Origin of the sequence: Pseudomonas sp. GW456-L13 (assembly GCF_017350115.1) — a bacterium.
In the GTDB taxonomy this organism is placed as follows: Bacteria; Pseudomonadota; Gammaproteobacteria; order Pseudomonadales; family Pseudomonadaceae; genus Aquipseudomonas; species Aquipseudomonas jessenii.
The window spans coordinates 421,127-447,300 of sequence record NZ_JACNAS010000002.1 but is presented as its reverse complement, the minus strand read 5'-3'; the positions used below and the strand labels follow the sequence as shown (position 1 = coordinate 447,300).

The window sequence follows — 26,174 nt, the reverse complement described above, 5'->3', positions numbered from 1 at the left end:
AACTGCCCCTTCCGTTGTGGGTGTTTGATCCCCTGTGGGAGCGAGCTTGCTCGCGATGGCGGCCTATCAGGCGACATGGGTGTTGGATTTGCCGGCCTCATCGCGAGCAAGCTCGCTCCCACAGGTTTATTGGGCGTCCCCGGGATCTGTGCCTGGCCGTGATCCCCTGTGGGAGCGAGCTTGCTCGCGATAGCGGCCTATCAGGCGACATGGATGTTGGATGTGCCGGTGTGGTGTCAGGTTCGTCGGGCGAGGGCGCCTATTGCCATGAACAGCGCCGCAATCGCCCTGGCCTCGTGGAGTTCACCGCGGGCCACCAGTTCGGGGATTTGCGCCAGGGGGACACGCAGGCATTCCAGGGGTTCGGGTTCGTCGCCTTCGAGTTGGCAGGGGCTCAGTTGTTCGGCCAGTACGACTCGGTAGCGGTGGCACAAGTGCCCCGGTGCCAGGGTCAGCTCGCCCAGTTCAGTGAGGCGTTCGGCGCGCATGCCGACTTCTTCGCTCAGCTCGCGCTGCGCCGCCTGCAAGTAGTCTTCATTGGGCTCGGCGCCGCCCTTGGGCAGGCCGAGAATGGTTTTTTCCACACCGACCGCGTATTCGCGCACCAGCAGCACATGCTCTGGATCGGGCATCGCCACCAGCATCACCGAGCGATAACCGGTGCCGCGCAGGCGTTCGTAGACCCGCTGCTGGCCGTTGCTGAATTGCAGGTGCAGGGCTTCGATCTGAAAGTGGCCGCTTTGCGCCAGCAGTTCAGTCTTGAGGATGGTTGGGCAGTTGCGCATGGGGCAGTCCCCTGTTTGGGATAAAGACACTGTGCGCTGTGCAACGGGAGCCGCCATCGTCCGAGCGGACGAGGGCGGCAATGAGGGCTAGCCGAGGGTCGCCACGCTACGCAGGATCAGGCGCACCAGCATGGTCTGGCGGGTCACGCCGGTCTTGGAGAAGGTCGAGCGCAGGTGTGCCCGCGAGGTGTTGCGGCTGATGCCCAGCTCCTCCGACGCTTCGTCGAGGGTCAAGCCGTTGGCCAGCAACATCGCCAGCTGGGTTTCCGCCGGGGTGAAGTCGAACAGCGCGCGAACGATTTCCTGCGGTGCGGTGGATTGTTGTTCCGGGTCGCTGATGAAAATCACCACGGTCGGGCACTGCTTGCCTTCGCTCCAGTCGGTCAATGGCACCGAGCGCACGATGATCCCCAGGTCCGCTTTGCCGGACGGCCGCTGCACGCGCAGGGCTTCGACCACCGAGGGGTTGCTGCTTTTTTGCGACAGCAGCGATTGCTTGACTAGGCGACGGAACTCCTGGGTGTCCCGGGCCGTACCGACCTGCAGCCCATCGTTGACCAGTTTGATGCCGTCCTTTTCCTGGATCAGTCGGTCGGCGACCTGGTTGGTCTGCAGTACCTTGCCGGCCTCATCGAGGATGATCGTGCCGACCGCCATCTGGTTCACCGCGCCGGCGTACAGATTGCGTTCGGCTTCGATGCGGTTGAGCTGCATGTGGATCTTGATCGAACGTTCCAGGTGCGCAATGAAATGCGTGAGCATGGCCTTTTCTTCGTTGCCGAACGGCTTGTCGTCACGTCCGCGGCTGATCCGAATGCGGCACTGGGCGCCGTCGACGGTGTTGATGTCGGCACCGAGGATGTGGAACACGTCCACCGGTTCAAGGAAGTTCTTGTAGAACTCGGAATTCTGCCAGTCGTCGTTGGAGACGAACTCGGCGAGGGTCACCACCTGGCGGTTGGGCAGGTCGACAAACGGATCTAGGCTGAAAAAGTGTTTGTTATAGGACGCGGTCGCCTCGGTCGAGGTGCCGGTGGTGTTGACCATCAAGCCGTCCACGTGGGCGCTGGGCGGACGCAGGATGAAGGTCACGTACTTGCTGTTCAGATGCACATTGAGCTGATTGAGAAAAGTAGCCCAGGGAATGGTTTCCAGCGGACCCTGATAGAGGTTGCCGATCAAATCACTGAACGTATCGAGGCTGAGGCTCTGCTGCATAGGGAAAAACCGTTTTTATTATTAGCGTTGGCGGTGGCCGAGAATAAGCGCCGGTATCGACTCCTTGCAACGCTCGGGCTCAGGGCCTGACCGGCGGCTGCCGAACAGGCCCATGACGGGCGAAAAACCGCTGGCGTCAGACCCGTTCGCTGGCGCGCACGACAAACTTCTTGTGTTCGGCAACGTCCGCCGACAGCGCCTCGACGTCGGTGTAGAACTGCTCGTACCAACGGCGCAACTGATAGACCGGACCGTCGCCGTCACACAACAGCGGGTTATCGACGCGGGTCTTGCTGTGCCAGATGGCTACGTCTTCGTAGAAGGCTGCCTGCGCCTGCGCGACGTAGGCCTTGGCCATCGCCTGGTTCTGCTCTTCGCTCAAGCCCGGGATCTTCTTCACCAGCACACCGTAGCGCAGGGTGAAACTGTCGAGGTCGACCGGCACATGGCAGTTGAGCAGGATCGAGTGGATCGGCTGGCCGTTCATGGCACCGTTCATCTCGGTGATCTGATAGGCCGGGCCGAAATAGGTGGCCTCGGTGGTCAGCACGCTGTCGCCGGACAGGCGCTCGCTGCGGGCGCGCATGATCTGGGTGGCCAGGTGGCCCTGGAAAATATTGATGAACTCGTCGACCGGCGCGCCATGGACGGTACCGAAGTGCGCCATATCGGCGATGTTGTCGATCAGTTCGCGGCAGTTGGTGTCAATCTGCAGCTCAGCGACTTCCCACGCCGCCCATTCGTCGCTGTAGCAGGCGTCGATGCGCGGAATGCGTTGTTCCGGCAGCGGGGGGTTGCCTTCGGGGTCATTCCAGACGAACAGCAACTGGTTCTCTTCCATGATCGGCCAGCTTTTGATTTTGGCCCGTGGCGGGATGCGCTTGGCGTAGGGGATGTCATCGCACACGCCATCGGCACCCCAACGCCAGGCGTGGAACGGGCAGCGGATCGAGTTGCCTTCAACGCAACCGGTGCTCAGGTCGGCGCCCATGTGCGGGCAGTAGCCATCAAGAATATGCAGCTCGCCGTCTTCGCCCTGGAACGCCACCAGACGGGTGCCGAACACCTCCAGGCGATGGGCCTTGCCGTCGCGGTATTGCGCGGCCAGGCCCAGGCAATGCCAGCCGCGGGCGTAGCGGTCTTCCAGCAGTTTGGCTTCGATGCGGTGCAGGGTACTCATCTTATTATTCTCCCAAGGGATCACGGGGTTGGCGCATGTAACGGATTCTGCCGCCCCTGTAAAAGCGGGCATCGTCTGAATGGACGATGGCTGCTTTAAGTAGGCCCGCTCTACTGGCGCCATTGGACCCATGGCAGGAGTTGGCGATGAGTAATGAACAAGGGCCGGTAGCGGTGATTACCGGGGCCGCCAGTGGTATTGGCCGTGGCCTGGCCGAACACGCGGCGACACTGGGCATGCGCCTGGTGCTGGCGGATCGGGATGCAGCGGGCCTGCAAGCCCTGTGCGACGAATTGAAGGCCAGCGGTGTGCAAGCGATTGCCTGCGTCACCGATGTCGGTGATGTGAAACAGGTCGAGCGCTTGCGTGACCGGGCTGTCGAGCACTTCGGCGGGGTCGACCTGCTGTTCAACAATGCCGGGGTGATGCAAACCGGCTTCAGCTGGGAAATCACCGAGACGCAATGGCAGCGCATGCTGGACGTCAACCTCAACGGCGTTATCAACGGCATTCGCACCTTTGTGCCGTTGCTGCTCAGTCAGGGCCGGGCAGCTCATGTGATCAACACCGCGTCCCTTGCCGGGCTGGTCAGCAGTCCGCTGATGGCGCCGTACAACGTGACCAAGCAGGCGGTGGTCGCGCTCTCGGAAACCCTGCATTACGAACTCGCCATGATCGGTGCGCCGGTATCGGTTTCGGTGCTGTGCCCGGGGCCGGTGGCCAGTGAAATCATGGCGTCGAACCAGGTGGTGGACACTGCCGGGTCCGACTTCAGCCAACTGCTCGACAGCACCATTCGCCAGGGCATGACCCCGGCGGAACTGGCCGCGCAAGTGTTCGCCGCCATCGCGCAAAAACGCTTCTGGATCCTGCCCCACAAGGGTTTCAAGCCGGCCCTTGAGCGCCGGGTACAAAGCATCCTGGGCGAGACCAATCCGCAGTTTCAAATGGCCGACGTAGAGGACGATGCCCATGCCGCTCGATAAGCAGATCGCTGGGGTGCTCCAGCAATTTCGCGACATCCCCGAGCCCGATTTCAGCCAGGTCGATGCCGCTCAGTACCGGCAGTTCTCCGACAACCTGCTGCCGGCCATCCCCGGCGATCCGATGAGCGAAGTGCGCGACTTGCGGGTGGCCGGCGCGGACGGTGAACTGGACGCACGGCTGTACCGGCCATCGGAAGAACCCGACCTGCCGTTGCTGGTGTTTTTCCATGGCGGCGGGTTTGTCATGGGCAATCTCGATACCCACGACAATCTCTGCCGCTCGCTGGCCCGCCAGACCGAAGCGGTGGTGGTGTCGGTCGCCTACCGACTGGCGCCGGAAAGCAAGTTCCCCGCTGCGCCTCTCGATTGTTATGCGGCCACCTGCTGGCTGGTCGAGCACGCGGCTGAACTGCGCGTCGATGGCAGCCGGCTGGCTGTGGCCGGAGACAGCGCAGGGGGCAATCTGGCGCTGGCGGTCAGTCAGTTGGCGGCACGACGCCAAGGACCGAAGATCAGCTATCAGTGCCTGTTTTACCCGGTCACCGATGCGGGTTGCGACTCTCAGTCCTTCGAAGACTTTGCCGAGAGCTATCTGCTTTCCGCCGCAATGATGCGCTGGTTCTGGCAGCAGTATCTGCAAGACGTCGGGCAGGCGGATGACCCACTGGCCTCGCCGTTGCGTGCCGAGAGCCTGGCGGGATTGCCGCCAACCACCCTGATGACTGCCGAATTCGATCCGTTGCGCGATGAGGGCGAGGCAATGGCCGAATGTCTGCGCGAGGCCGGCGTGCCTGTGCGCGTACAGCGTTGTGACGGCATGATCCATGGTTTTATCAGCATGGCGCCGTTTGTTGAAGGTGCGGCACATGCCCTGACTGACGCGGCGGCCGACCTGCGCGGGGCGCTCAAATGAACGGTCTGGCATTCAATACGGTTCCGCAACTGATCGAGGCCATCGGCGCCGGTCGGATGGTGGTGATCACCGACGACGAACACAACGGCGAAGGCTCGTTGCTGATGGCCGCCGAACAGGCCGGGGCCGAAGCCGTCACTTTCATGGCGGTGCAGGCACGCGGGCTGATTTGCCTGGCCCTGACCGAGCAGCGCTGTCGCGCGCTGGGCCTGGACCTGATGGTGCCCAACTCCCGGGCGCAGCATGGCGTGGGTTTTACCCGCTCGATCGAAGCCGCCACCGGGGTGTCCACGGGTATCTCGGCGGCGGACCGGGCGCGGTCGATTCAGGTGGCGGTCGACCCGGCCAGCGTTCCGACGGACCTGGTGCAACCGGGGCATATCTTCCCGGTGCAAGCCTTGCCCGGTGGCGTGATGCAGCGGGCCGGACATGTCGAGGCCGCTTGCGACCTGACGCGACTGGCGGGGCTGCAACCGGCGGCAACCCTGGTGGGCATACTCAATGAGGACGGCGAACTGGCCCGTGGTGCCGAATTGCATGAGTTCGCCCAACGTCATGGCTTGCGGATCGGCACCATTGCCGACCTGATTCACTACCGCATCCTGCATGAAGGCACAATCGAGCGCGGCGGCGAATATCCGTTGCATACTCGCCACGGTGAGTTCCAGGTGACCACCTATCAGGACACCTACCAGGGCTCGCTGCACCTGGCGCTGGTCAAGGGCCGGATCGACAGTACGCAACCGGTGTTGGTGCGGGTGCAAAGCATCGAGACGTTGCGTGACGTGCTGGGGTGTGAAAGCGAAGGCGGGCCGCAACAGTGGACGCTGGAGCGTTCGCTGGCCAGTATCGCGGCGGCCGGTAGCGGTGTGCTGGTGCTGCTGGCGCAAAAGGAATCCGCCGAGGGCGTGCTTGAGCAACTGCGTCAGCGCAGCGGCGGCAAGCACCGGGCGCCACAGTTTCCGCAACGGACTTTGGGCATCGGCGCGCAGATCCTGCGCGACCAGAGCGTGCGCAAAATGCGCCTGATGAGTTCGCCGGTGCCGTACACCGCCGTGTCCGGGTTTGATCTGGAAGTGACGGAGTTTGTGCCGTTTCAACCTGTAGTCTGAAGCAAACACAAAACCTGTGGGAGCGAGCTTGCTCGCGATAGCTTTCGATTGGTCACATCCGGTCAAAGGTTGACCCAACGCCCAAGCATCCACCGGTCTAGCCTTGCTCCTGAATTCACCATGGAGAGGGCAAAGGAATGCCTGATTTACCTGCTTCATTTCGTCTGCGCATCGGCCGCTATGCCGAGCCCAACAGGGTTTACCTGTTGACGAGCAACACGCTGGATCGAGAACCGGTTTTCAAGGATTTCGGTTTGGGCAGGCTGGTCGTCAAGCAATTTCAATATGCACAGGAACAATACTGGGCGAACTCTTTAGCGTGGGTCGTCATGCCCGATCATTTTCATTGGTTGATCGAGTTGCAGCAGTGCTCACTCAGTCAGCTGATGCAAAAAACCAAATCATTGAGTACGCGGGCCGTGAACATGTCCGTCGGACGTAAAGGCAGTCTATGGCAGCAGGGCTATCACGATCGGGCGTTGAGGCGGGATGAGGACCTGGTCAAGCTTGCTCGATATGTTGTCGCGAACCCGTTGCGGGCTGGGCTGGTTGAGAAGCTTGGCGACTATCCGTTGTGGGATGCGATCTGGGTTTGATCCGTAACCGCGTAGCCACCATCGCGAGCAAGCTCGCTCCCACAATGATTTTTGGATAGCCGCAGATGTTGTGCACACCCGGTAACCCTGTGGGAGCGAGCTTGCTCGCGATGGCGGACAGTCAGGCGAGATTGATGTGGACTGGGCCGGCCTCATCGCGAGCAAGCTCGCTCCCACAATGATTTTTGGATAACCGCAGATGTTGCGCACACCCGGTAACCCTGTGGGAGCGAGCTTGCTCGCGATGGCGGAGTGTCAGTCGACATCGGTGTTGAATGTGTCGGTCTCATCGCGAGCAATGGTTTTGTGATTAACACCGTTCCGTGCTTGCTTAAGGCCTGACCCCGCGCAATATCTTCTTCGCCTGATCTTGCATCGCCTGCGGCGCGGTCATGTTGCCGTCGATCACGGTGATCACCGCGTGGCCTTGCCACAGTTGATAGGCATCGGCCTTTTGCTGGGTTTCGGTCGGTGTCGACGGGGCGGCCAGGTTGACGTGGACCACGCCGTCGGCGCCGCGCTGAGAGGTGAAGTTGACCCGATCCCAGTTGCCGATCGGCGCAAAGCTCACGCCTTTGACTTCATCGGGTTTCAGGGGCGGGTAGTTGAGGTTCAGGCCGCTGACACCCGGCAGGCCGAGCACGTTCAAATCACACTGATGTTTGTTCCTGGCACAGGCCTGTTTGGCGTCTGTACCGGCCAGGCCCGCCTGTTCGATGACCTTCACGGCAAAGCGCGCCGTGTCGTCCATGGCGCCGAGGGTCTTGCGGTAACCGGCCTGCTGGTCGCGGATGATCAGGTCCATGTCGATACCCGTGGACACCGCCACCGCCGGAATTCCCTTGAACATCGCGCGAACGGCGGCGTTGAGGGTGCCGGACATCTGCGTAAGCGGGCCGACGTTTTCGCCGAAGTTGCTGCCTGACACCACCAGGTCTGGTGGCGAATCCTTGAGGATCACATCAAGGCCGACGTTGACCGCATCCACCGGCGTGCCGATGGCGGAGGTCTTGCCGGCGGGCGGGGTGTAGTCCTGCGGCGGCCCGACGCAAAATTTGCCTGACGCCAGTTCGGTCACCGCCAGGGCCTGGCCAGGTACGACCACGCTGGCGGCGCTGATGCCGCTGCTGTCGTTCAACGGGCCGACCAGGGTGACCTTGTGCCCGGCGGCGGTTAGCGCCCGGTACATCGCATCGATGCCGGGCGCGCGGCAGCCATCGTCGTTGGTCAGCAGGATGTTCAGGGCGTTGGCTTGCATCGACAGGCCAACGCTGGCCATGGCGATGATGCCGGTGAGGAGTTTGTTCATGGTGAAGTCTTCCGTGGGCGCAGCGGTTTTTACAAAGCACAACGCCCCGACCGAATGATTCGGTCGGGGCGCGGTGAGTTTAGCGGGTGCCGAGTTTGCGCAGGTTGCCAGGGGTGAATTCGTCTTCAGTGAAGGCGGTGGCGTTGAGCTTGGCCGGCTTTTGATCGATCAGCATGCGGTCAACCAGGTAAGAGCCGGCGATCAGGTCGTGGTAGATGCCCAGACGAGCGTGGTAGCGCTGCATCTCATAGGCGTAGATCGAGGTCTGCATGTTGGTGCGCCACAACTGGCCACGGCTGTCGTAATTGTCGGCCATGGTCGCGGACCAGGTGTCCTCGTCCAGGTACAGCACGCGCTTGGCGTATACGTGGCGGGCACCTTCCTTGAGGTTGGCCTGCAACACCCAGACGCGGTGTTTCTCGTAGCGCATGTACTGCGGATCGACGTGGCCGGTGGTGTCCAGGATCTGGTCGGCCGTTACGCTCGGGTCGTCGATCTTGTAGTTGTGGTACGGAATGTAGATTTCCTTCTTACCGACGATGGTCCAGTTGTAGCGGTCTGGCGCACCGTTGAACAGGCGGTCTTCGTCGTACACCCGAAAGCCTCCCGCGCCGGTCGGCGAGTCATAACCCACGGTCGGAGCGCGACGTACCCGGCGTTGGCCGGGGCTGTACTGCCAGGCCTGGCGCGGGGAGGCGGTAGGATTGATGAACTCGTGACCGACCACGATCTCGCCTTTCTTGCGCACCGGTTCCAGGGTGGTGAGCAGGAAGTGGGTGGATACACCGTTCGCGGCCTCCAGGGTTTTGTCCGGGCTCGACCAGATCGAGAAGATCTTGTAGTTGACCTCTTCCAGCACCTTTTCCTTGTTGGAGTACACCACCGCCTGGCCGTAGTTGGCCTCTTCAGTGTTGGCGCGCCCTTGCAAGGTATGGTTGAACATCAACTCGCTGCCGTTCTTCGGGATCGGGAACGGCGAGGCACCCCAGGCGTTTTTGGTGTCGTTGTTGTCATTCTCGAGTTCGGCAGTGACGGCGTTTTTCTTGATCTGGTCTTCCAGGCGCTGATCAAGGCGGAAGTCGCGGTGGCTCGGGTAGACCGGGATCTTGAAAGTATCCGGGTATCGCTTGAACAGCGCCTTCTGGCCATCGGTCAGGTTGTCGGCGTACTTGTCCATGTTCTTCGAATCGATCACGAACAGCGGTTTTTCCGCGGCGTACGGATCCGGGTACGGCGTGCCGGGGCCGGCGTATTTGAGTCCTGGCGGCAGGCCGCGCCATTTGCCGGACCAGGCCGGGATGCTGCCGTCGGCGTTGCCGGCTTTTTCGGCGCCCATCGGGGTCAGGTCCTGGCCCAGGCGGGCGGCTTCTTCGGGGCTGACCTTGGCGTAGGCCAGGCCACTGCCGAGCAGGCCGACGGTCAGCGCAGTGCTCAATAATGTTTGGGTGAATCTGGACATGCTGTGCTCCTCCGACAGGGGAATCAGAACCGGTACTTGAAGTTGAGCGCGACGTTGTCGCGGTCGGCCAACGGGCTGTTGTTGGCGCTGCCGAGGTAGGCGTTGTAGCGGGCCTCGACGGTGAAGTTGCCCAAGTAGCGCCACGAACTGCCGATGCTGGCGCGGTTATCGTTCTGGCCGGCGTTGATCGAACCGACCATCGAGCTGTCGCCGTGGGCGGCGGCGCTGAAGGTGACAGGCACCGACATGTCCCATCCGCTGAACACGTCGTTGTAGTCAAAGTTCGCCTGCACCGTGTAGCCCCAGGCATCGCGGTCATAGACCAGGCTGTCGGTGCCCGGCAGCGCGAAACCAGGGGCCAGGGTCACTGGCTGCGACTCGTCGTTGCTGACCACGGTGTTGTAGACCAGCTCGCCGGTCAGGCTGGTGTTGTCGGCGAAGGAGGTCGGGCCGAGCACGTAGATCATCGACGTTTGCGCTTGTATGGTCTTGCCGCGCACGGGGCTGGAGAAACCGTTGTCGACCATCACTGGCGTGCCGTCTCGGTAGCTGACTTCACCGGCCCAGCTGACATCGCCCAGCACCGTGGCGAAACTCGCACCGAACAGGTCGATGTTGTCGAAGTAGCGCACCTGGTAGCGGCCCAGGTTCGTCGCAAAGTCCAGCGACGGCGTCTTGTCGTGATAGCGCGAGTAGAAGAGGCCGAACTCGGTGTTGTTCAGTGACTCGGCGGCGTAGGTGAAGGCCACACCGTACTGGCCGCTGTCGCTCGGCTTGTCGTCCTTGAGGCGGGTGACGAAACCGGAAGCGTCGTTGAAGCCGCCCTCGTCGATGAAGTCGGTGGTGGAGAAGTAACTACCCACGCCGAACAGCTCGGTTTTCTCCCACTTGTATTGGTAGTAGGCCTGGATACCCAGGCTTTCGGTCAGGGCGAACTGGGTGAACAGTTGGCCGACCGGCAGCAGGATTTCCTTGACCTCGACGCCCGGGGTGGTCGCCTTGGTCGCATCCACCGGGCTCTGGGCCGCGGAAATACCCGGATAGAACAGACTTTCACCCCAGCTCACCACCTGATTACCCAGGCGCGCATTGAGGGCGTGGCCGCTCACGTCCCAGGTGCCATAGGCGTAGTAGTCGAGCATGCGCAACTCATTGCGATGCTGGTCGATGGTGTCCTGGGAGAAACGGTCGGGTTTGCTGCAATGGCCGCCGGCGAAGCAGTTGGAAGTGCCGGTGGTGTTGTCGTTGTCCTGATCGTAGACGTTGTCGTAGAAGCCCGTCGCCCGGACGAACACGCCGTAGTCGTCTTGCCACTTGATGTTGGCTTCGGTGAGAAAGCCGCTGCGGTTGTTGATCAGGCTGCCTTTGTCGAACGCGTTGTCGCCGTCGTTGCCGTTGGCATTGGCGGTCAGCTTGTGATCGCGAGACTCGGTCCGCCAGGCGAGGCTGTAGGTCAGTGTGGTGTCCCAGTCGATGCTCAAGTCTTCGCTTGGCTGAAAGCTCATGGCGTTAACGTGAGCGCTAAGTCCACCAGCCAGCATCAATAGAACAAGCTGTGTGCGAGGGTGCTGTGTTGGTGGGGCGATTATTGTTTTTATCATGTCGTCCTCATGGCCCAGGTCAGACCTGCCCGACCTGCATTTCAGGGGAGTGATTGGTGCTGTGGGCGACTATGGAGTCACGACTTGCGCGCAACATCGTCCAAGCGGACTAAGCGATTTGTACGGGGCGGGCGCAGTCCCGGCCTTAGTCTTATCGGACGATGAACACCCGGCGCACGGGGCGAACAATCCCGAGACCGACTGCACCGGGCGAAGATCCGGCGGTGGCGGTTTCTGCCTGATGGGCGCTGAACAAGGGTGATCGCATGAACGCTGCCGGGATCAAATGGGACGAGTGCTGTGATGTGTTGGTGATTGGCTCGGGAGCTGGGGGCATGACCGCAGCGCTGCGCGCCCACGACCTGGGCCTGAATGCGCTGCTGATCGAAAAGAGCGGCGAGTACGGCGGCACCTCGGCGGTGTCCGGCGGCGGCATCTGGATCCCCAACAACCACCGGATCAACGCCATTGGCGGCAGTGATTCGGCGGCCGAAGCGATTGCCTACATCCGCGCCGTGACCCATGGCGAGATCGACGATGGGCGCATCGAAGCCTATGTCGAACACGGCCGGGAGATGGTCGAGTACCTGGAAAAACACACCCGCGTGCGCTTCGAGGCGCAACCGCGCTACGCCGATTACTACCCGGAAGTCGAGGGCGGAAAACCGGGCTATCGTTCGATGGATCCGCAACCGTTCGATGCCGCCGAACTCGGCGAAGAATTTTTGCGCATGCGCGCACCGTCCCCCGGCACCCTGATGATGGGACGCATGGCGATGACCATGAAAGAGGCGCAAGTGCTGCTGTGCCGTGGCCCCGGCTGGTTGCGCCTGACCCTGCGGGTGATGTGGCGCTACTGGCGTGATCGCGAGGGGCGGCGTTTATCCCGTCGCGACCGTTTCCTGACCCTGGGCAATGCCTTGATCGGTGCCTTGCGCTGTTCGTTGCAGGATCGCGGCAAGTCGCTGTGGCTCAATTGTGCACTCGAAGAGCTGCTGCTGGTCGGCGACCGGGTCGGCGGGGCACGGGTCAATCGCAACGGTCAGTTGCTCAACGTCAAGGCGCGCTACGGGGTGATCATCGCCGCCGGTGGTTTCGAGCGTAACCAGGCAATGCGTGAGCAGTACCTGCCGCAGCCGTCCCGGGCCAACTGGAGTGCCACGCCACCCAACAATACCGGCGACGGTATTCGCGCTGGCCAGGCCATCGGAGCTCGGACCGCGTTGATGGAGCACAGCTGGTGGGCGCCGACCACTTACGTCAAGGGCGAAGAAAAACAGCGGGCGCTGTTCGTCGAACGCACCCTGCCGGGGTGTGTGATGGTCAACGCGGCGGGGGAGCGTTTCGTCAACGAAGCCGCGCCCTATACCGATATCGTTTACGCGATGTACGCCAACAACCGCGAAGGTGCCGCGAGCGTGCCGTGCTGGATGGTGTTCGACGCCGAGTTCCGCCGCAAATATCCGTGCGGCGCCTTGTTGCCGGGCTATGCCCAGCGCGATTGGCAATTGCCCGAGCATTTGCGTGATTACTTCCACAAGGCGTCGAGCCTGGAAGAACTGGCGACGAAAATCGGCGTCGACGCTGGCGGGCTGTTGCGCACCGTGCAGCGTTTCAACGGCATGGCCGTGCAGGGCGTCGACGAGGATTTCCACAAGGGCGAATCACTGTTCGATCGCTACTACGGCGATCCGAACGTGCAACCCAATCCGTGCCTGGCGCCGTTGCTCAAGGGGCCGTTCTACGCCGTGCGCATCGACGCCGGCGACATCGGCACCAAGGGTGGCCTGCTGACCGACGTGCACGCCCGCGTGTTGCATGAAGACGGCGAACCGATCAACGGTCTGTACGCCATCGGCAACAGCGCCGCCTCGATGATGGGCCGCACCTATCCGGGTGCCGGTTCGACCATCGGCCCGGCCATGACCTTCGGTTACCTGGCCGCCAATCACATCAAGCGCCAGAGCGAAACCGCTTCGGCGAAAACCTTGTCCGGGAGTGTCGAATGAACAACCAGCGTCCACAGATCGCCGTAGTGACCGGCGCCAGTCGCGGAGTCGGTCAGGGCATTGCCCTGGCCCTTGGAGCGGCGGGCATGACGGTGTATGTCACCGGTCGCGCCCCGGCGCAGGGTGGGTCCAATTTGTACGGGCATGCCTTGCGCGGCTCGCTGGAGGACACCGCCGCCGCGATCACCGACGCCGGTGGGCGCGGTATCGCGGTGGTCTGTGATCACGCCGATGACGCGCAGGTTCAGGCGCTGTTTACCCGTGTGGAAAATGAGTGCGGGCATCTGGATCTGCTGGTGAACAACGCCGCGTTCATCCATGACCAGTTGATCGAGCCAGGGCCGTTCTGGGCTAAACCGCTGGACCTGGTGCGCATTCTCGATGTCGGCCTGCGCTCGGCCTACATCGCCAGCTTCTATGCCGCGCCGCTGTTGCTCAAAAGTGCACAAGGGCTGATTTGCTTCACTTCGTCGTTCGGTGCCGGGTGCTACATGCATGGCCCGGCGTACGGCGCGCAAAAGGCCGGCGTCGACAAGCTGGCGGCGGACATGGCGATCGATTTCGAAGGGCAGGGCGTGGCGGCATTGTCGCTGTGGCTCGGCCCGCAACTGACCGAACGTACGAAGATTGCCGGCGAACAGCATGGCGAGCAGTACCAGGCGTTTCTGGCCCACGCCGAAACCCCGCAATTCAACGGGCGGGTGATTCATGCCTTGCTCAATGATCCGCAGTTGATGGCGTTGTCCGGGCAGACCCTGATCACCGCCGAAATCGCCCCTGGCTACGGCATCAGCGAAGCCGAAGGCCGCCAGCCACCGTCCCACCGCGCCATGCTCGGCGACCCGCGCCAGCAGCATCCGGCGCGGGTGGTTTAACTACGTCATCTCGGCACACACAAAACCTGTGGGAGCGGGCTTGCTCGCGATGACGGAGTGTCAGCCAACATCTATGTCGACTGACCTGACGCTATCGCGAGCAAGCTCGCTCCCACAGTTGAGCTGTGTCGGACTCGAAATCTGTGTACGCCCCCGAACACTGTAGGAGCGGGCTTGCTCGCGATGACGGAGTGTCAGCCAACATCTATCTCGACTGACCTGACGCTATCGCGAGCAAGCTCGCTCCCACAGTTGATCTGTGTCGGACTCGAAACCTGTGTACACCCTCGAACATTGTGGGAGCGAGCTTGCTCGCGATGGTCTATCAGTTGCATTGATGTCGACTGACACACCATCGCGAGCAGGTTCGCTCCTACAGGGATTGTGTTTAGTCGACTGGCTGCAATGCCCACTCGCGCAACACATTCTTGGTCACTTTCCCCGCCGCATTGATCGGCATCTTCTGCAGCACCTGCACCCGACGCGGAACCTTGTAGTTGGCCATCTGCTCACGGCACCAGGCGAGGAATCGGGTCTGCTCGATTTCCATACCTGGAGCAGGCAGCAGAAACGCCATCGCCACTTCGCCCAAGCGTTCGTCGGGAATCCCGATCACCGCTGCCTGGGCCACGCCCGGATAGGTCAGCAAACACTGTTCGATCTCCGCCGGGTACACATTGAAGCCACCGGTGATGAACATGTCCTTGAGGCGGTCGGTGATGCGCAGGTAACCCTGTTCGTCGAGCATGCCGATGTCGCCGGTGTGCAGCCAGCCGTCGGCGTCGAGAATTTCCTGGCTGGCTTCGGGGTTGTTGAGATAGCCCTGCATCAGGTTGTAGCCGCGAATCTGCACTTCACCGGGAATGTTGGCCGGCTGGCTGCGACCGCTGTTGCCGACACAGCGCACTTGCACCCCCGGCATCGCCCGGCCACTGGTGTTGGCGACCAGTTCCGCCGAGTCGCCGGACCGGCAGATCGTGGCGAACCCGCAGACTTCCGTCAGGCCATACGCGGTGACGATGGTGGCAAAGCCCAGTTCGTCGCGCATGCGGTGGATCATCTCCACCGGAATCGCTGCCGCCCCGGTCACCGCCACGCGCAAGGAGCTCAGATCGAATTCACTGCGTTGCGGATGGGCAAGCAACGACTGATACAACGTCGGTGGCCCGGGCAACACGGTGATGCGTTCGCGCTGCACGCATTCGAGCACGGCCTGCACGTCGAACACCTGTTGCGGCAGGAGGGTGCAGCCACGCATCAGCGCTGCCAGCCAGCCGGCCTTGTAGCCGAAGGAGTGGAAAAACGGATTGACGATCAGGTAGCGATCGCCCTCGCGCAAACCGACGATATCGCTCCAGTCGCGCACGATTCGCAGGTTCTGGCCGTGGCTGGTCATCACGCCTTTGGGTTTACCAGTGGTGCCCGAGGTGAACAACACGTCGGACAAGGCCTGCGGACCAACGCTCTGTTCGCGGGTGCGCAGGGCCAGTTGCGGCACATCGGCCGCCAGATCCATAAACCGCTCCCAGGCCAGGGTGCCCGAATTGGCACCACGCACGCTGACGATGTGGCGCAGGGCTGGCAGGTCTTCCGGCGTCAGCATGCCGGGGTAGTCCGCGCCGAGGAATTCGCCGATGGCAAACAGTACACAGGTGCCGCTTTCGCGCAGGATGTAGCCGGCCTCGCTGCCCTTCATCCGGGTATTGAGCGGCACCAGGGCGGCGCCGACACTTTGCAGGGCGCCAGCCGCAACGATCCACTCCCACACGTTCGGCGCCCAGATCGCCACGCGGTCCCCGACCTGTACGTCGAGGGCCAGCAGTGCGCGGGCAGCCTGGCGGCGCAGTTGGTCCAGTTGTCGGTAGCTGATGGTGTGGTCCGCGTCCTCGATGGCCGGGCGGTCGCCGTAGGCCTGGGCCGCGTTGGCGAACAGTTGAGCAATGGTCAGTGCGGTGGCGACAGGCGGCATGGGGCCTCCCCGGTTAGAAGACAAGTACGAAAAAGGGAGTAGGCCGGGCAGGGCGCCCGGCCGGATTGCGAATTACTGGGCGGGCGGGGCGAAACGGCGACCGGCGGAGAAACCACCGTCCACGGCGATCATCTGGCCGCTGACAAAGGAGGCTTCGTCGGACGCCAGGAACAGCGCGACGTTGGCCACTTCTTCCGGTTGCCCGGAGCGGTTGAGCATGTGCTGCGAGGCGAAGAAGGCGTGGAACGCGTCATTGTCGCGGACCATGCTGGTCATCGGCGTTTCGATCAGGCCGGGGCACAGGCCGTTGACACGAATGTTGGCGTAGCCGTAGTCGATGGCCATCGAGCGGGTCAGCTGGTTGATGCCACCCTTGGACACGTTATAGGCCACGTTGCCGTCGCAGCCTTGCAGGCCGAAGATCGAACCGACGTTGATGATCGAGCCATTGCGTTGTTCAACCATCGACGCCAGTGCGTATTTGCTGGTGAGCATGCTGCCGGTCAGGTTGATGTCCATCACCCGTTGCCAGTTGGCGGTGGTGGTCTGGGTTACGCTGCCCTGGTCGGCGACGCCGGCGGCGTTGACCAGTACGTCGATGCGCCCGAAGCGGCTGATGACTTCTTGCATGACCTGCTGTACCTGCGCTTCGTCGCGCACGTCCAGGGTCATGAACAGGCCGGGAAAGTCTGCCGGTGCGCTGCCGATGTCCAGCCCAATCACTTGCGCGCCTTCGGCCGAGAAACGGCGCACGCAGGCCAGACCGATACCCGAAGCGCCGCCGGTGACCACCGCGACCTTATTCTGCAAACGAGCCATAACTGCACCTCTTTATTTTTGTGGGCTAATGCTGTGGTCGAGTCTAACCGCAGACCCGGCCTGGGTGATCGTCCATTGGGACTAAGGCGACAGAGCGCCTTTGATCATGCCTTCCTGTAGGAGCGAGCATGCTCGCGAAAAATGCCCTGACAACGCGGGTATTCAGATACCCCGCGTTATCGTTGACGACCATCGCGAGCATGCTCGCTCCTACAGGGGGGGAGGGTCTCAGTCGGGGAATTTAAGGCGTACCCGGGCACCGGTCGGTCGGCTCTGGCAGGCCAGTGTCCAGCCGTCGGCGAGTTCCTTCGGGGTCAAGACGTCGTTGCGCGCCAACTGGACTTCACCTTCCCTGACCACGCACATGCAGGCCCCGCAAAAACCTTCTTCACAGGACGACGGCACGTCCAGACCGGCGGCCTTGCAACTTTGCAGCAGGGTGTCGCCGGGTTTGCAGGCAATTTCGTGTTGCTGACCATCGAGCTCGACGATCAGCGCTTCGCATTGCGAATCCATGGCCGCCGCTCGTGCCACGGCCTCTTCGGCCAGCAGTTCATCGGGGTCCGGCGGCGAGACGAAGCGTTCGACATGGATCCGCTCGGCCGCTTCGCCCACTGCCAGCAGCGTGCGCTCCACGGTGTCCATGAACGGTCCCGGCCCACAGATGAAGTAATCGCCGCCGGCCGATCCGCGCAGCAGATGACGGACCTGATGGTCCGTCAAAAAACCCTGCACCGAATCGAGGACATGCACCACGTGCAGTTGATCAGGATGCGCCTTGATCAACTGGCACAGCTCGTCCTTGAAAATCACCGACGCCTCATCGCGGTTGGCGTAGATCAACTTGATCGGTCGCCGACTGCTGTGCAGCACCGATTTGAGAATGGAAAACACCGGGGTGATGCCCGAGCCGCCCCCGAACAAGACCAGGGGCTTTTCGGTGTCCGCCTGCGGGTCCAGGCAGAAATGCCCGGCCGGTGGCAGCACTTCCAGCCAGTCGCCGACCTGCACTTCGTTCATCCAGTTCGACACCCGGCCACCGTCGACCCGTTTCACCGTGACCTTGGGCAGCGCGTCCGCGAGGGGCGAGCTGGCCATGGAGTAGCAGCGGGTCAACAGTTTGCCGGCGAAGGGCACGCGAAAACTCAGGAACTGGCCCGGTTTGTAGCGAAAGCGCTCACGCAGGGCTGGCGGTACGTCCAGCACCAGCGAGCGCGCATCCAGGGTCTCGTCGATCACCGCGCACACTTGCAATGAGACGCTTGCCGTCGTGTGCTCGGCCGGGGTCAGGTTCTGTTGTTGCGTGCCCATGTTCACCTCGACCTCAGAGACTGCTGATCAGTTGGGCGTTGTCGACGCGAATCTCGGCACCGTTGACGAATCGCGACTCGTCGGTGGCCAGGAACAGCACCACGTTGGCAATGTCCCGTGGCGCGGCCATGCGGTTCATCGGGTCCTGGTCCAGCGCTTCCTGCGGGATCGGCTGACCACCGGCCAGGGCCTGGGTCATCGGCGTGTTCACGCCATCGGGGTGCACGCTGTTGCAGCGGATGCGGTAACCCTGCTGCTTGCAGTGCAGGGCAATCGAACGGGTCATCGCCGCGACCGCGCCTTTGGACGCCGAATAAGCGCAGAACATCGGCATCGCGCCCAACGCGGCCACCGACGACATGTTGATGATCGACCCGCCACCGGTTTCCTTCATCGCCTGGATCGCGTACTTGCAGCCGAGGAAGTAGCCTTCGCCGTTGATCTTCTGCACCTTCTGCCACAGCTCCAGCGTGGTGTCTTCAATGCTGCCCAGGGCCAGGATCGCGGCGTTGTTGACCAGTACGTCGAGACGGCCGAAGTGTTCGACGGTGGTCTTGATCACCTGTTGCCAATCGCTTTCGCTGGCGATGTCGTGGCGGATGAACAGCGCGTTGGCGCCGATTTCTGCAGCCACCTGGCGACCGGCCTGTTCGTTGAGGTCGGTCAGTACTACTTTGGCGCCTTCGCGGGCCAGCAGCAGGGCGTCTTCGCGACCGATGCCGCTGGCGGCGCCGGTGATGATGCAGACTTTGCCTTCTACACGTTGCATTGTTGTTCTCCTGATCGTGCGGTTTGAAGTGCGAATTGGTCGGCCACGTGGGCGGCAGCCCGGCGACCGGAATAAATGCAATCGGCCAGGGACAGGCCGGAGACATACAGGTTGGAAGCGACCCCGACCGCATTGCGGCCGGCGCTGTAGAGACCGTTTATTGGCTGGCCGGCGTGGTCCAGAACCCGACCGCTGTCCTCGCAGACCTTCAGCCCGCCCAGGGTGATGACCGGGCAGGGGAAGAGTTTGCTGTCGAAGGATAGGTCGAGGGCGTACCAAGGGCCTTGGTCGAGGTTGGCAAGCATTGCGGCGGATTTGCCGAACTCGTCGGCGACCTCACCGTGTGCCGCGCGGGAATAGCGTTCGACGCTCTGGCGCAGCAGTTCGGGCGGCAGGTTGCAGCGCTTGGCCAATCCGGCGAGGGTGTTGCTGCGCTTGGCGTTGAACAGCAGATTGAGCAGCACCGGCAGGCGCTGGAAATTCCACACCTTGCCCGGGCCCACCTGACGCAACGCTTCGCGCATCAGCTCACGGTTGAGCACCAGGATCGCGCGACCGTCTTGTTCTTCGACCATGGCGTGGCCGAGGGTCGCGCCGTAGATTTCTTCGTTGGCGTAACGCTGTCCGCGGGCATTGACGATCAGCCCGCGGGCCCAGGCCAGTGGCGGATTGATGAAACGCCACGCGCTGATCTTGTCCATCCGCGCCACGCTGCCCCCGGCGCTCTGGCCCAGGGCGATGCCGCTGCCATTGCACCCGGTGGCGCCCAGGGGCAACCCGGCCAGGTACTGCGGCGCGTGTTGGCGCACCAGGTCGCGATTGAAGATAAAACCGCCGCTGCTCAATAGCACCGCCTGTTCGGCGCGAATCAATTGCCGAATGGCGCTGGTCTGCTCGATGCGACGCTGACGGGCGCGTAAGCGGTCAGCCAATGCGGGGGCGTACATATGAATGGCGGCGGCCCAGCGCGACAGACGCGCATGTTGTCGGGCTGCGCGACTGCCGGAAGGCAACTGCCAGGCTTCGACGCCGATGACCTTGTCGTCGAGGTCGAGCACCAGTCGCCGCACTTCGCACTGGCTGCGCAGGCGCGCACCGTGACGCAAGGCGCTGGCCTTGAGCGGGGCGAACAGGCTGGCGCCGGACATGCCCGGACCTTTGGTGCGGTGGCCACGGGGTGCCGGTTTGGCGCTGGCGGCATAGGCCGGCACGGCTTCGTTGCCAGAGTAATAGAGGTAGTACTGGTCACTAGGGTACGAGGTTTTATGCGGCGGCACGCTGGCTTCGAACGCCGCGCCCTGTCGCTCCAGCCAGGCCAGTTGTTCGCGGCTGCCGTCACAGAAATTGCGCAATGTCGCGTGGCTGACGGCTTCGCCGACTTCCTGACGCAGGTAATTGAACATGGCTTCGCTGGTGTCTTCATAGCCGGCCTGACGCTGATACGGCGTGCCACCACCGGCGTACACCACGCCACCACTGAGCGCCGTGGCGCCGCCGCCTTCGAAGCGATCCAGTGCGAGCACTGACAGGCCGCGAGTGCTGGCTTCGATGGCGGCACAGGCGCCGGCACCGCCAAACCCGACGATCAGCAAGTCGCAACGGTCATCCCATGGCAACTGGTCGGCGCTGTTCACTCGCAACGCCGTCAACCCGTTCAGGCTGTCCATGTTCGGGCCTCAGCCAGCAGCAGCGAGAGAGGGTGCGGGTTTGGCGGTGGTGGTGTAGCTGCCGTCGAGGTAGACCAGCGGGGTGATTTCGGCGGTGGTGTGGATCTGCAGGATGCGCCCGATGAAAACGGTGTGGGTGCCGTAGCTGAAGTGGCCGTCCTGGCGGCAGAGGATCGCCGACTGTGCGTCACCCAGGTAAGGAATGCCGCCGGGGCTGGTCAGCCAGTTGCCGCGGTCGAAGCGCGCTTCGCCCTTGATCGCGCCGCTGCACAGGTTGGCCAGGTCTTGTTGTTCGACGCCGAGGATGTTGACGCAGAAGTCGGCACCGGTCGCCAGTGCGGCGTGGGGCGAGGCGGTCTTGTTGACGCAGATCAGCAGCGATGGTGGCTCGGTGCTCAGCGAGTCGACGGCCGTGGCGGCCATGGCGAAGCGTTCGGTGCCGTTGCTGGTGCTGATAATGGTGACTGACTTGGCCAGGCGGCGCATGGCCTGGAGCATGTCGGCTTTGAGATTGACGTCGTTCATCGCACTGGGCCTTTTTTGTTGGGTGGGGAGTGCGATGGATTCTTGCTCTGGCTCTTGTCTGGAGCATCGTCCGAGGGGACTAGGCCTTGGCGGCCTCTGGGCCGACCAGGCTCTTGGTTGATTGAGTACATATCCGTTTCTGCGGTAACGGCGGCTGGCGGTTTCGCCCTTACGGCGAGTCCCTTTTGTCAAACGACACAAAAGGAACCAAAAAGTCTCGCCCCTTACGTACGGCCCCTCGCTGAGGCTCGGGGTTCCTTCGCTGCGGCATTCATCCGGGGGCATTGCCCTCCGGTCGGCTTCGCTTCGACCTACATGCAATGAGTTCGACTGCGTCGAACGGCGCTGCGCGCCAATCCCCGGATGAACACCTCCACTCAGCCTGCCGAGGGGGCGGGTGGATCAAGATCAAAAGCTGCAGGCGAGCTAACGCTCGGCCTGATGAGTGGTGAGAAGCGACGCGGTGGTGCGGGATGCTCTGCTTTTGCTCTGCTCTTCTGTGGGAGCGAGCTTGCTCGCGATGGCGGCCTGCCAGCCGACCGAAATCTTGCAGATGTACTCGATACCTGTGGGAGCGAGCTTGCTCGCGATAGCGGCCTGCTAGCCGACGAGGTACCCCACAGACGAACGCATCCAGCAAACAGGCCGGCCGGTAGGCCGCCTCGGGCGCTGCTGCGGTGTACGCCCCCTCGTGAGGCCGAGTGGAGGTTCTGCGCAGTGGGCAACCCGGCATGGATGCCGGGTTAGCCGCCCCCGGCCATGGATGGCCGATGGCGGCGGGCACACGGAGCAGGACCGGAGCGAGGGCATGCCGAGCCTAAGCGAGGCACCGAACGAAAGGGGCAGGAGCCCTTGGTTACTTGGGGCTTTTCCAAGTGACCCGCCGTAAGGGCGGAACCCTGAGTGGCCGTTACCGCAGCAACGGATATGTACACCCACAAAACACTTATCGCCTGACACAAAGCCATCGCGAGCAAGCTCGCTCCCACCGGGATCTTCAGTGGCCATAGGTCCCGAGTTAAACCGGAGACCCAATGTGAGAGCGAGCCTGCTCGCGATGGCAGCCTGCCAAGCAACACATCCCGTCCAGATACACCGCCAAAGACCAGTTCCCCAATCCCACATGGTCCGTTTGAGGGATGTCCCCTGCGTTGCGCATTGTTTGAATGCCAGTGTAGGGGCGCTACATCCGCCCCGTTGCACGCGCGCCCCGGCGGATGGGGTGAACAAAGGAGAACAATAAAAATGCTCAACCAAGACCTGATTCGCCAGCGTCTGAGCCAACGTGCCCGCGAGTTGGTGCCGATCCTGCGTGAACGTGCCCTGAATGCCGCGCAAGCAGGCCAGTTGCCCGAAGAAACCCTGAAGGATTTCCAGGACGCCGGGTTCTTTCGCATCCTGCAACCGTCCCGTTGGGAAGGCTATGAGCTGGAGCCCAAGGACTTCTTCGACGTACAGATGACCCTTGCCGAAGGCTGCATGTCCTCGGCCTGGGTACTGGGGGTGGTGGCGATCCACAACTGGCAACTGGCGCTGTTCGACGACCGCGCCGCGCAGGATGTCTGGGGCAGGGATTCCAGCGTGCTGATCTCCTCTTCCTATATGCCGGTGGGCAAGGTCGAGCGGGTCGAGGGTGGTTTCAAATTGAGCGGTCGCTGGGGCTTTTCCTCCGGCAGCAAGCATTGCGAGTGGGCGTTCCTCGGTGCGCTGGTGCCGCCGGAAGAGGCGGGCGGTGCGCCGGATTATAGGACGTTCCTGGTGCCGCGCAGCGATTACCAGATTCTCGACAACTGGAACGTCATGGGCCTGGAAGCCACCGGCTCCCACGACATTCTGGTGGAGAACGCCTTCGTTCCCGAGTACCGCACCCATCGCGCCCTCGATGGTTTCATGCAGAACAGTCCGGGCAATGCGGTCAACACCGCGCCGTTGTTCCGCCTGCCATTCGGGCAGATCTTCGTGCGTGCGGTTTCGTCCTCGGCCATCGGTGCCCTGCAAGGCGCGGTGGATCAGTTTGTCGAGCACAACCGCGCCCGGGTCGGGGTCAATGACGGCCGCAAGATGGTCCAGGACCCGGCCGCGCAATCGGCGCTGGCCAACGCCATGGTCTGCGTCGATGAGTGCAAGACCGTGCTGCATCGCAACTTCGCCCTGATGCTGGAGCGCGCGCAGAAGGGTGAGCCGTTGAGCATGCCCGAGCGGGTGAAGATGCGTTACGACTCGGCGCTGGTGGCCGACAAGTGCGCCAAGGCCGCTGGTGACCTGATGTTCAACAGCGGTGCTTCGACGATCTTCCGCAGCCATCCGATCAACCGAGCGTTCCGTGATATTCACACCGGTCGCGCCCACGTCGCCAACAGCCCGGCCAAGTACGCCTGGAACCTCGGCGGGGTCAGCATGGGGCAGGACAGCAGCGACTTTTTCCTCTGACGCTGGCGTACAGCTCTTTTCTATGAATCGGGCTAGTCCGTTTGCGTGATTCGAGCGCCCCGCCGATGCCCGAGCATTGGCGGTAAGGCGAAGGTCTACGGCGCCGACTGCGCATCCAAATAAGCACAAGGATCAACCATGAAATTTTCCCTGATTTACGAAGCCCAGACGGTGGACTCCAGCCGCGAAGGCGACCGCAAGATTTTCGAAGACACCGTCGAGCAGGCCGTGCTGGCCGACAAGCTGGGTTTTGACACCTTCTGGTGCGTGGAACACACGGCGCTGAGCAACTACTCGCACATGTCCGCGCCGGAAACCATGCTGGCTTTCGTGGCCGGTAAAACCGAGCGCATCGGTATCGGCCACGGCGTGGTCTGCCTGCCTCCGGCGATGAACCACCCGGTCAAGGTCGCCGAGCGCATCGCCACCCTCGACCTGCTGTCCAAGGGTCGTGTGCACTTTGGCGTGGGCAAGGGCGGTACCCAGCAGGAAGCCGGCACCTTCGGTTACGACCTGGCGACCTTGCAGCCGCAGGTCGACGAGATGATGTACCTGATTCCGAAAATGTTCGTGCAGGACGAGATCGAGCACAACGGCGACTTCGTGCAGATCCCCAAGCGTCCGATCCATCCAAAGCCGTATCAGGACCCGCACCCGCCGATGTACCTGGCGTGCACCAACACCGAGTCGCTGAAAAATGCCGGCGGTCGCGGCATGGGCGCGTTGGTGCTGGGCTTTGGTGGCCCGGAAGAAATCGCCAAGAAGGTTGAGGTGTATCACACGGCCTACGACAACCGCGATGAAAAGAAGCAAGTGGGCTTCCGCCCTAACCGTCACATTGCCGCGCTGTGCCCGGCCATCGTGCTGGACGACAACGCAGAAGCGCGCCGCATCGGAATCCGTGGCCAGCGTTACTTCATGGAGTCGCTGGGCTACTGGTACGGCGGTGGCGAGCGTCCGGATCCGGAGAAGTGGAAGGACGACACCTTCGTCGATGGCAATGGCCAGAGCGTGATCAAGTCGCGCTTCGCCTCTGAAGAAGTCAGTGTCGACTTCTCCGACCCGACCATGGCCATGATGAACCCGAACCACGCCTACGGCACCGTCGAGGATTGCATCGGCTACGTGCAGCGCCTGATCGATGCCGGCGCCGACGAAATCCTGTTCATCTGCCAGATGGGCACCGTGCCGCAGTGGGCGCAGCTGGAGACCTTGAAGAACATTGGCGAGAAGGTGATTCCGCATTTCCGCAAGGCGTGATAGTTGACGCTAAACGCATGAACACCGCATACCCCTTGTAGGAGCGAGCCTGCTCGCGATAAACCGGAGAACGCCGCGGGGTGCCAGGCTTGCAGCGTTATCGTTGGCGACCATCGCGAGCAGGCTCGCTCCTACAGTTGAACGCATTTCAGGCCTGGCACGGACGTCAGGCCAATTTTCCAACGGGTCCCCAAGGCCCGTTTTTTTATGCCTGCACTAACTTGACCATCACATGCCCTCTGTTGGAGCGAGCTTGCTCGCGATGGCGGTCTTGCATTCAACATCGATGTTGAGTGGTATGGCCCCATCGCGAGCAAGCTCGCTCCCACAGGTTTTTCAGGTTCCGCGCCATCATTTCCGCTAGTCCCATTGGACGATGTTGCCCCTCCCCGAACCCGTTTGAATAGGCCCTACATAAAGTCTCCCCCGGCAGTCGCCGAAGGGCGGCACCGCCTGAGAAAAACGAGGAGTGCATCCATGGATATCCGTGGTCTGGGTTACGTCACCCTGTTATCCAGCGACCTGGCGCAATGGCGCCATTACGCAAGCCAGGTGCTGGGCATGATGGTCATCGGCTCTGATGACGACGCGCACCTGTACCTGAAGATGGACGAGCGCCACTACCGCATCCTGGTGCAGAAGAACGTCGAGAACGGCTTCGGTGCCTGCGGCTGGGAAGTGGCCGGCAAGGCGGCGCTGGAACAGGCGGTCAGCGAGTTGCAACAGGCCGATGTGCAAGTGACCCGTGGTACCGCGGCCGAGGCCGAGCTGCGCAAGGTCCAGGAGCTGGTGCATTTCAGCGACCCGGATGGCAACCGTCACGAAATCTTCTGGGGCCCGTTGCAGGACTTCGCCCGTTTCGTCTCGCCGGTGGGCGTCAAAGGGTTCGTTACCAACGAACTGGGCATGGGCCACGTAGTGCTGCCGGCACCTGCCTTCGAGCGCTGCCGCGACTTCTACGAACAGGTGCTGGGTTTTGGCCTGTCGGACCTGATGAAAGTCCGCTTCACCCCGGACCCGGCCGAGCCGCAAAAGCGTATCCACTTCCTGCACTGCAACAACGGCCGCCACCACTCGCTGGCGATTTTCGAGTGCCCGATGCCCCACGGCTGCGTGCACATGATGGTCGAGGTCAACGCGCTGGACGAAGTCGGCCGCGCCCTGGACCGCGTCCACGCCAATGGCGTGAAGCTGTCGGCCACCCTCGGCCAGCACACCAACGACCAGATGATTTCTTTCTATATCAAGACCCCGTCCGGGTTTGACCTGGAATACGGCTGCGATGGCCTGGTGGTCGACTGGGACCGCCACACGCCGTTCGAAAGCACCGTGGTCAGCCACTGGGGCCACGACTTCAGTGTCGGTCGCCAATGAGGAACAT

21 protein-coding genes are annotated in these 26,174 nt (G+C 62.5%); 9 read left to right on the top strand and 12 right to left on the bottom strand.

From position 1 onward, the window contains the following. Positions 1–236: 236 nt before the first annotated feature. The 3 genes from nudE to J4D25_RS16130 all read right to left on the bottom strand — a co-directional run bounded on the left by nudE (position 237) and on the right by J4D25_RS16130 (position 3,183). Positions 237–785 (bottom strand): ADP compounds hydrolase NudE, encoded by a 549-nt coding sequence (gene nudE / locus J4D25_RS16140; protein WP_057714052.1) that lies wholly within the window; start codon positions 783–785, stop codon positions 237–239. An 87-nt stretch (positions 786–872) separates the two neighbouring features. Next, positions 873–2,003, bottom strand: a complete 1,131-nt coding sequence (locus tag J4D25_RS16135; protein ID WP_057714053.1) for a helix-turn-helix transcriptional regulator — start codon at positions 2,001–2,003, stop codon at positions 873–875. Between the two features lie 136 nt (positions 2,004–2,139). After that, a complete protein-coding gene (locus tag J4D25_RS16130) occupies positions 2,140–3,183 on the bottom strand; it encodes a Rieske 2Fe-2S domain-containing protein (RefSeq protein WP_057714054.1) in 1,044 nt (347 codons plus the stop codon). A gap of 146 nt (positions 3,184–3,329) precedes the next feature. Between J4D25_RS16130 and J4D25_RS16125 the strand changes: the two genes are divergently transcribed. The 4 genes from J4D25_RS16125 to J4D25_RS16110 all read left to right on the top strand — a co-directional run bounded on the left by J4D25_RS16125 (position 3,330) and on the right by J4D25_RS16110 (position 6,790). After that, positions 3,330–4,169 carry an SDR family NAD(P)-dependent oxidoreductase gene (locus J4D25_RS16125; protein WP_057714055.1) on the top strand — a complete coding sequence of 280 codons (840 nt, stop codon included), beginning with the start codon at positions 3,330–3,332 and terminating at the stop codon, positions 4,167–4,169. Further along, positions 4,156–5,082, top strand: a complete 927-nt coding sequence (locus J4D25_RS16120; RefSeq protein ID WP_057714056.1) for an alpha/beta hydrolase — start codon at positions 4,156–4,158, stop codon at positions 5,080–5,082. Before J4D25_RS16125 ends, J4D25_RS16120 begins: the two co-directional genes overlap by 14 nt. Further along, positions 5,079–6,194 (top strand): 3,4-dihydroxy-2-butanone-4-phosphate synthase, encoded by a 1,116-nt coding sequence (locus J4D25_RS16115; protein ID WP_057714057.1) that lies wholly within the window; start codon positions 5,079–5,081, stop codon positions 6,192–6,194. The genes J4D25_RS16120 and J4D25_RS16115 overlap by 4 nt, the downstream gene beginning before the upstream one ends. A 137-nt stretch (positions 6,195–6,331) precedes the next feature. After that, positions 6,332–6,790 carry a transposase gene (locus tag J4D25_RS16110; protein WP_057714058.1) on the top strand — a complete coding sequence of 153 codons (459 nt, stop codon included), beginning with the start codon at positions 6,332–6,334 and terminating at the stop codon, positions 6,788–6,790. Positions 6,791–7,121: 331 nt separating this feature from the next. Here the strand turns inward: J4D25_RS16110 and surE are convergent, their stop codons facing one another. From surE to J4D25_RS16095, 3 genes are all read right to left on the bottom strand, one after another. Continuing rightward, entirely contained in the window at positions 7,122–8,099 is a 978-nt protein-coding gene (gene surE, locus J4D25_RS16105) for a 5'/3'-nucleotidase SurE (protein WP_057714059.1), read from the bottom strand. Between the two features lie 79 nt (positions 8,100–8,178). Then, positions 8,179–9,558, bottom strand: coding sequence for a DUF1329 domain-containing protein (locus J4D25_RS16100; RefSeq protein WP_057714060.1), 1,380 nt, complete (start codon positions 9,556–9,558; stop codon positions 8,179–8,181). Positions 9,559–9,581: 23 nt separating this feature from the next. Next, on the bottom strand, positions 9,582–11,099 hold the full coding sequence (locus tag J4D25_RS16095; RefSeq protein ID WP_306345028.1) for a DUF1302 domain-containing protein: 1,518 nt from the start codon (positions 11,097–11,099) through the stop codon (positions 9,582–9,584). 326 nt (positions 11,100–11,425) lie between these two features. Between J4D25_RS16095 and J4D25_RS16090 the strand changes: the two genes are divergently transcribed. Further along, entirely contained in the window at positions 11,426–13,168 is a 1,743-nt protein-coding gene (locus J4D25_RS16090) for an FAD-binding protein (RefSeq protein ID WP_057714062.1), read from the top strand. After that, positions 13,165–14,043 (top strand): SDR family NAD(P)-dependent oxidoreductase, encoded by an 879-nt coding sequence (locus J4D25_RS16085; RefSeq protein ID WP_057714063.1) that lies wholly within the window; start codon positions 13,165–13,167, stop codon positions 14,041–14,043. The genes J4D25_RS16090 and J4D25_RS16085 overlap by 4 nt, the downstream gene beginning before the upstream one ends. 388 nt (positions 14,044–14,431) lie before the next feature. On the opposite strand, the gene J4D25_RS16080 is transcribed toward J4D25_RS16085, so the two are convergent. The 6 genes from J4D25_RS16080 to J4D25_RS16055 all read right to left on the bottom strand — a co-directional run bounded on the left by J4D25_RS16080 (position 14,432) and on the right by J4D25_RS16055 (position 21,103). Beyond that, positions 14,432–16,012 carry a FadD3 family acyl-CoA ligase gene (locus tag J4D25_RS16080; protein WP_057714064.1) on the bottom strand — a complete coding sequence of 527 codons (1,581 nt, stop codon included), beginning with the start codon at positions 16,010–16,012 and terminating at the stop codon, positions 14,432–14,434. A 72-nt stretch (positions 16,013–16,084) separates the two neighbouring features. Further along, a complete protein-coding gene (locus J4D25_RS16075; RefSeq protein WP_057714065.1) occupies positions 16,085–16,831 on the bottom strand; it encodes an SDR family NAD(P)-dependent oxidoreductase in 747 nt (248 codons plus the stop codon). A 228-nt stretch (positions 16,832–17,059) separates the two neighbouring features. Further along, the gene (locus tag J4D25_RS16070) at positions 17,060–18,142 is read right to left on the bottom strand and encodes a ferredoxin--NADP reductase (RefSeq protein ID WP_057714066.1); all 1,083 of its coding nucleotides are present in this window, start codon (positions 18,140–18,142) and stop codon (positions 17,060–17,062) included. Between the two features lie 13 nt (positions 18,143–18,155). Beyond that, positions 18,156–18,911 carry a glucose 1-dehydrogenase gene (locus tag J4D25_RS16065; protein ID WP_057714067.1) on the bottom strand — a complete coding sequence of 252 codons (756 nt, stop codon included), beginning with the start codon at positions 18,909–18,911 and terminating at the stop codon, positions 18,156–18,158. After that, positions 18,899–20,578 carry an FAD-binding protein gene (locus J4D25_RS16060; RefSeq protein ID WP_057714068.1) on the bottom strand — a complete coding sequence of 560 codons (1,680 nt, stop codon included), beginning with the start codon at positions 20,576–20,578 and terminating at the stop codon, positions 18,899–18,901. The genes J4D25_RS16065 and J4D25_RS16060 overlap by 13 nt, the downstream gene beginning before the upstream one ends. Positions 20,579–20,587: 9 nt before the next feature. Next, positions 20,588–21,103, bottom strand: coding sequence for a flavin reductase family protein (locus tag J4D25_RS16055; protein ID WP_057714069.1), 516 nt, complete (start codon positions 21,101–21,103; stop codon positions 20,588–20,590). A gap of 1,245 nt (positions 21,104–22,348) precedes the next feature. On the opposite strand from J4D25_RS16055, the gene J4D25_RS16050 reads away from it, so the two are divergent. The 3 genes from J4D25_RS16050 to J4D25_RS16040 all read left to right on the top strand — a co-directional run bounded on the left by J4D25_RS16050 (position 22,349) and on the right by J4D25_RS16040 (position 26,167). Next, entirely contained in the window at positions 22,349–23,533 is a 1,185-nt protein-coding gene (locus J4D25_RS16050; protein WP_057714070.1) for a flavin-dependent monooxygenase, read from the top strand. A gap of 138 nt (positions 23,534–23,671) precedes the next feature. Then, a complete protein-coding gene (locus J4D25_RS16045; protein ID WP_057714071.1) occupies positions 23,672–24,793 on the top strand; it encodes an LLM class flavin-dependent oxidoreductase in 1,122 nt (373 codons plus the stop codon). A gap of 477 nt (positions 24,794–25,270) precedes the next feature. After that, the gene (locus J4D25_RS16040; RefSeq protein ID WP_057714072.1) at positions 25,271–26,167 is read left to right on the top strand and encodes a VOC family protein; all 897 of its coding nucleotides are present in this window, start codon (positions 25,271–25,273) and stop codon (positions 26,165–26,167) included. Positions 26,168–26,174 lie beyond the last annotated feature (7 nt).

Excerpts from the sequence above, each read along its gene's own strand:
- nudE (WP_057714052.1), bottom strand. The coding sequence starts at position 785 with ATGCGCAACTGCCCAACCATCCTCAAGACTGAACTGCTGGCGCAAAGC.
- J4D25_RS16135 (WP_057714053.1), bottom strand. The coding sequence starts at position 2,003 with ATGCAGCAGAGCCTCAGCCTCGATACGTTCAGTGATTTGATCGGCAAC.
- J4D25_RS16130 (WP_057714054.1), bottom strand. The coding sequence starts at position 3,183 with ATGAGTACCCTGCACCGCATCGAAGCCAAACTGCTGGAAGACCGCTAC.
- J4D25_RS16125 (WP_057714055.1), top strand. The coding sequence starts at position 3,330 with ATGAGTAATGAACAAGGGCCGGTAGCGGTGATTACCGGGGCCGCCAGT.
- J4D25_RS16120 (WP_057714056.1), top strand. The coding sequence starts at position 4,156 with ATGCCGCTCGATAAGCAGATCGCTGGGGTGCTCCAGCAATTTCGCGAC.
- J4D25_RS16115 (WP_057714057.1), top strand. The coding sequence starts at position 5,079 with ATGAACGGTCTGGCATTCAATACGGTTCCGCAACTGATCGAGGCCATC.
- J4D25_RS16110 (WP_057714058.1), top strand. The coding sequence starts at position 6,332 with ATGCCTGATTTACCTGCTTCATTTCGTCTGCGCATCGGCCGCTATGCC.
- surE (WP_057714059.1), bottom strand. The coding sequence starts at position 8,099 with ATGAACAAACTCCTCACCGGCATCATCGCCATGGCCAGCGTTGGCCTG.
- J4D25_RS16100 (WP_057714060.1), bottom strand. The coding sequence starts at position 9,558 with ATGTCCAGATTCACCCAAACATTATTGAGCACTGCGCTGACCGTCGGC.
- J4D25_RS16095 (WP_306345028.1), bottom strand. The coding sequence starts at position 11,099 with ATGCTGGCTGGTGGACTTAGCGCTCACGTTAACGCCATGAGCTTTCAG.
- J4D25_RS16090 (WP_057714062.1), top strand. The coding sequence starts at position 11,426 with ATGAACGCTGCCGGGATCAAATGGGACGAGTGCTGTGATGTGTTGGTG.
- J4D25_RS16085 (WP_057714063.1), top strand. The coding sequence starts at position 13,165 with ATGAACAACCAGCGTCCACAGATCGCCGTAGTGACCGGCGCCAGTCGC.
- J4D25_RS16080 (WP_057714064.1), bottom strand. The coding sequence starts at position 16,012 with ATGCCGCCTGTCGCCACCGCACTGACCATTGCTCAACTGTTCGCCAAC.
- J4D25_RS16075 (WP_057714065.1), bottom strand. The coding sequence starts at position 16,831 with ATGGCTCGTTTGCAGAATAAGGTCGCGGTGGTCACCGGCGGCGCTTCG.
- J4D25_RS16070 (WP_057714066.1), bottom strand. The coding sequence starts at position 18,142 with ATGGGCACGCAACAACAGAACCTGACCCCGGCCGAGCACACGACGGCA.
- J4D25_RS16065 (WP_057714067.1), bottom strand. The coding sequence starts at position 18,911 with ATGCAACGTGTAGAAGGCAAAGTCTGCATCATCACCGGCGCCGCCAGC.
- J4D25_RS16060 (WP_057714068.1), bottom strand. The coding sequence starts at position 20,578 with ATGGACAGCCTGAACGGGTTGACGGCGTTGCGAGTGAACAGCGCCGAC.
- J4D25_RS16055 (WP_057714069.1), bottom strand. The coding sequence starts at position 21,103 with ATGAACGACGTCAATCTCAAAGCCGACATGCTCCAGGCCATGCGCCGC.
- J4D25_RS16050 (WP_057714070.1), top strand. The coding sequence starts at position 22,349 with ATGCTCAACCAAGACCTGATTCGCCAGCGTCTGAGCCAACGTGCCCGC.
- J4D25_RS16045 (WP_057714071.1), top strand. The coding sequence starts at position 23,672 with ATGAAATTTTCCCTGATTTACGAAGCCCAGACGGTGGACTCCAGCCGC.
- J4D25_RS16040 (WP_057714072.1), top strand. The coding sequence starts at position 25,271 with ATGGATATCCGTGGTCTGGGTTACGTCACCCTGTTATCCAGCGACCTG.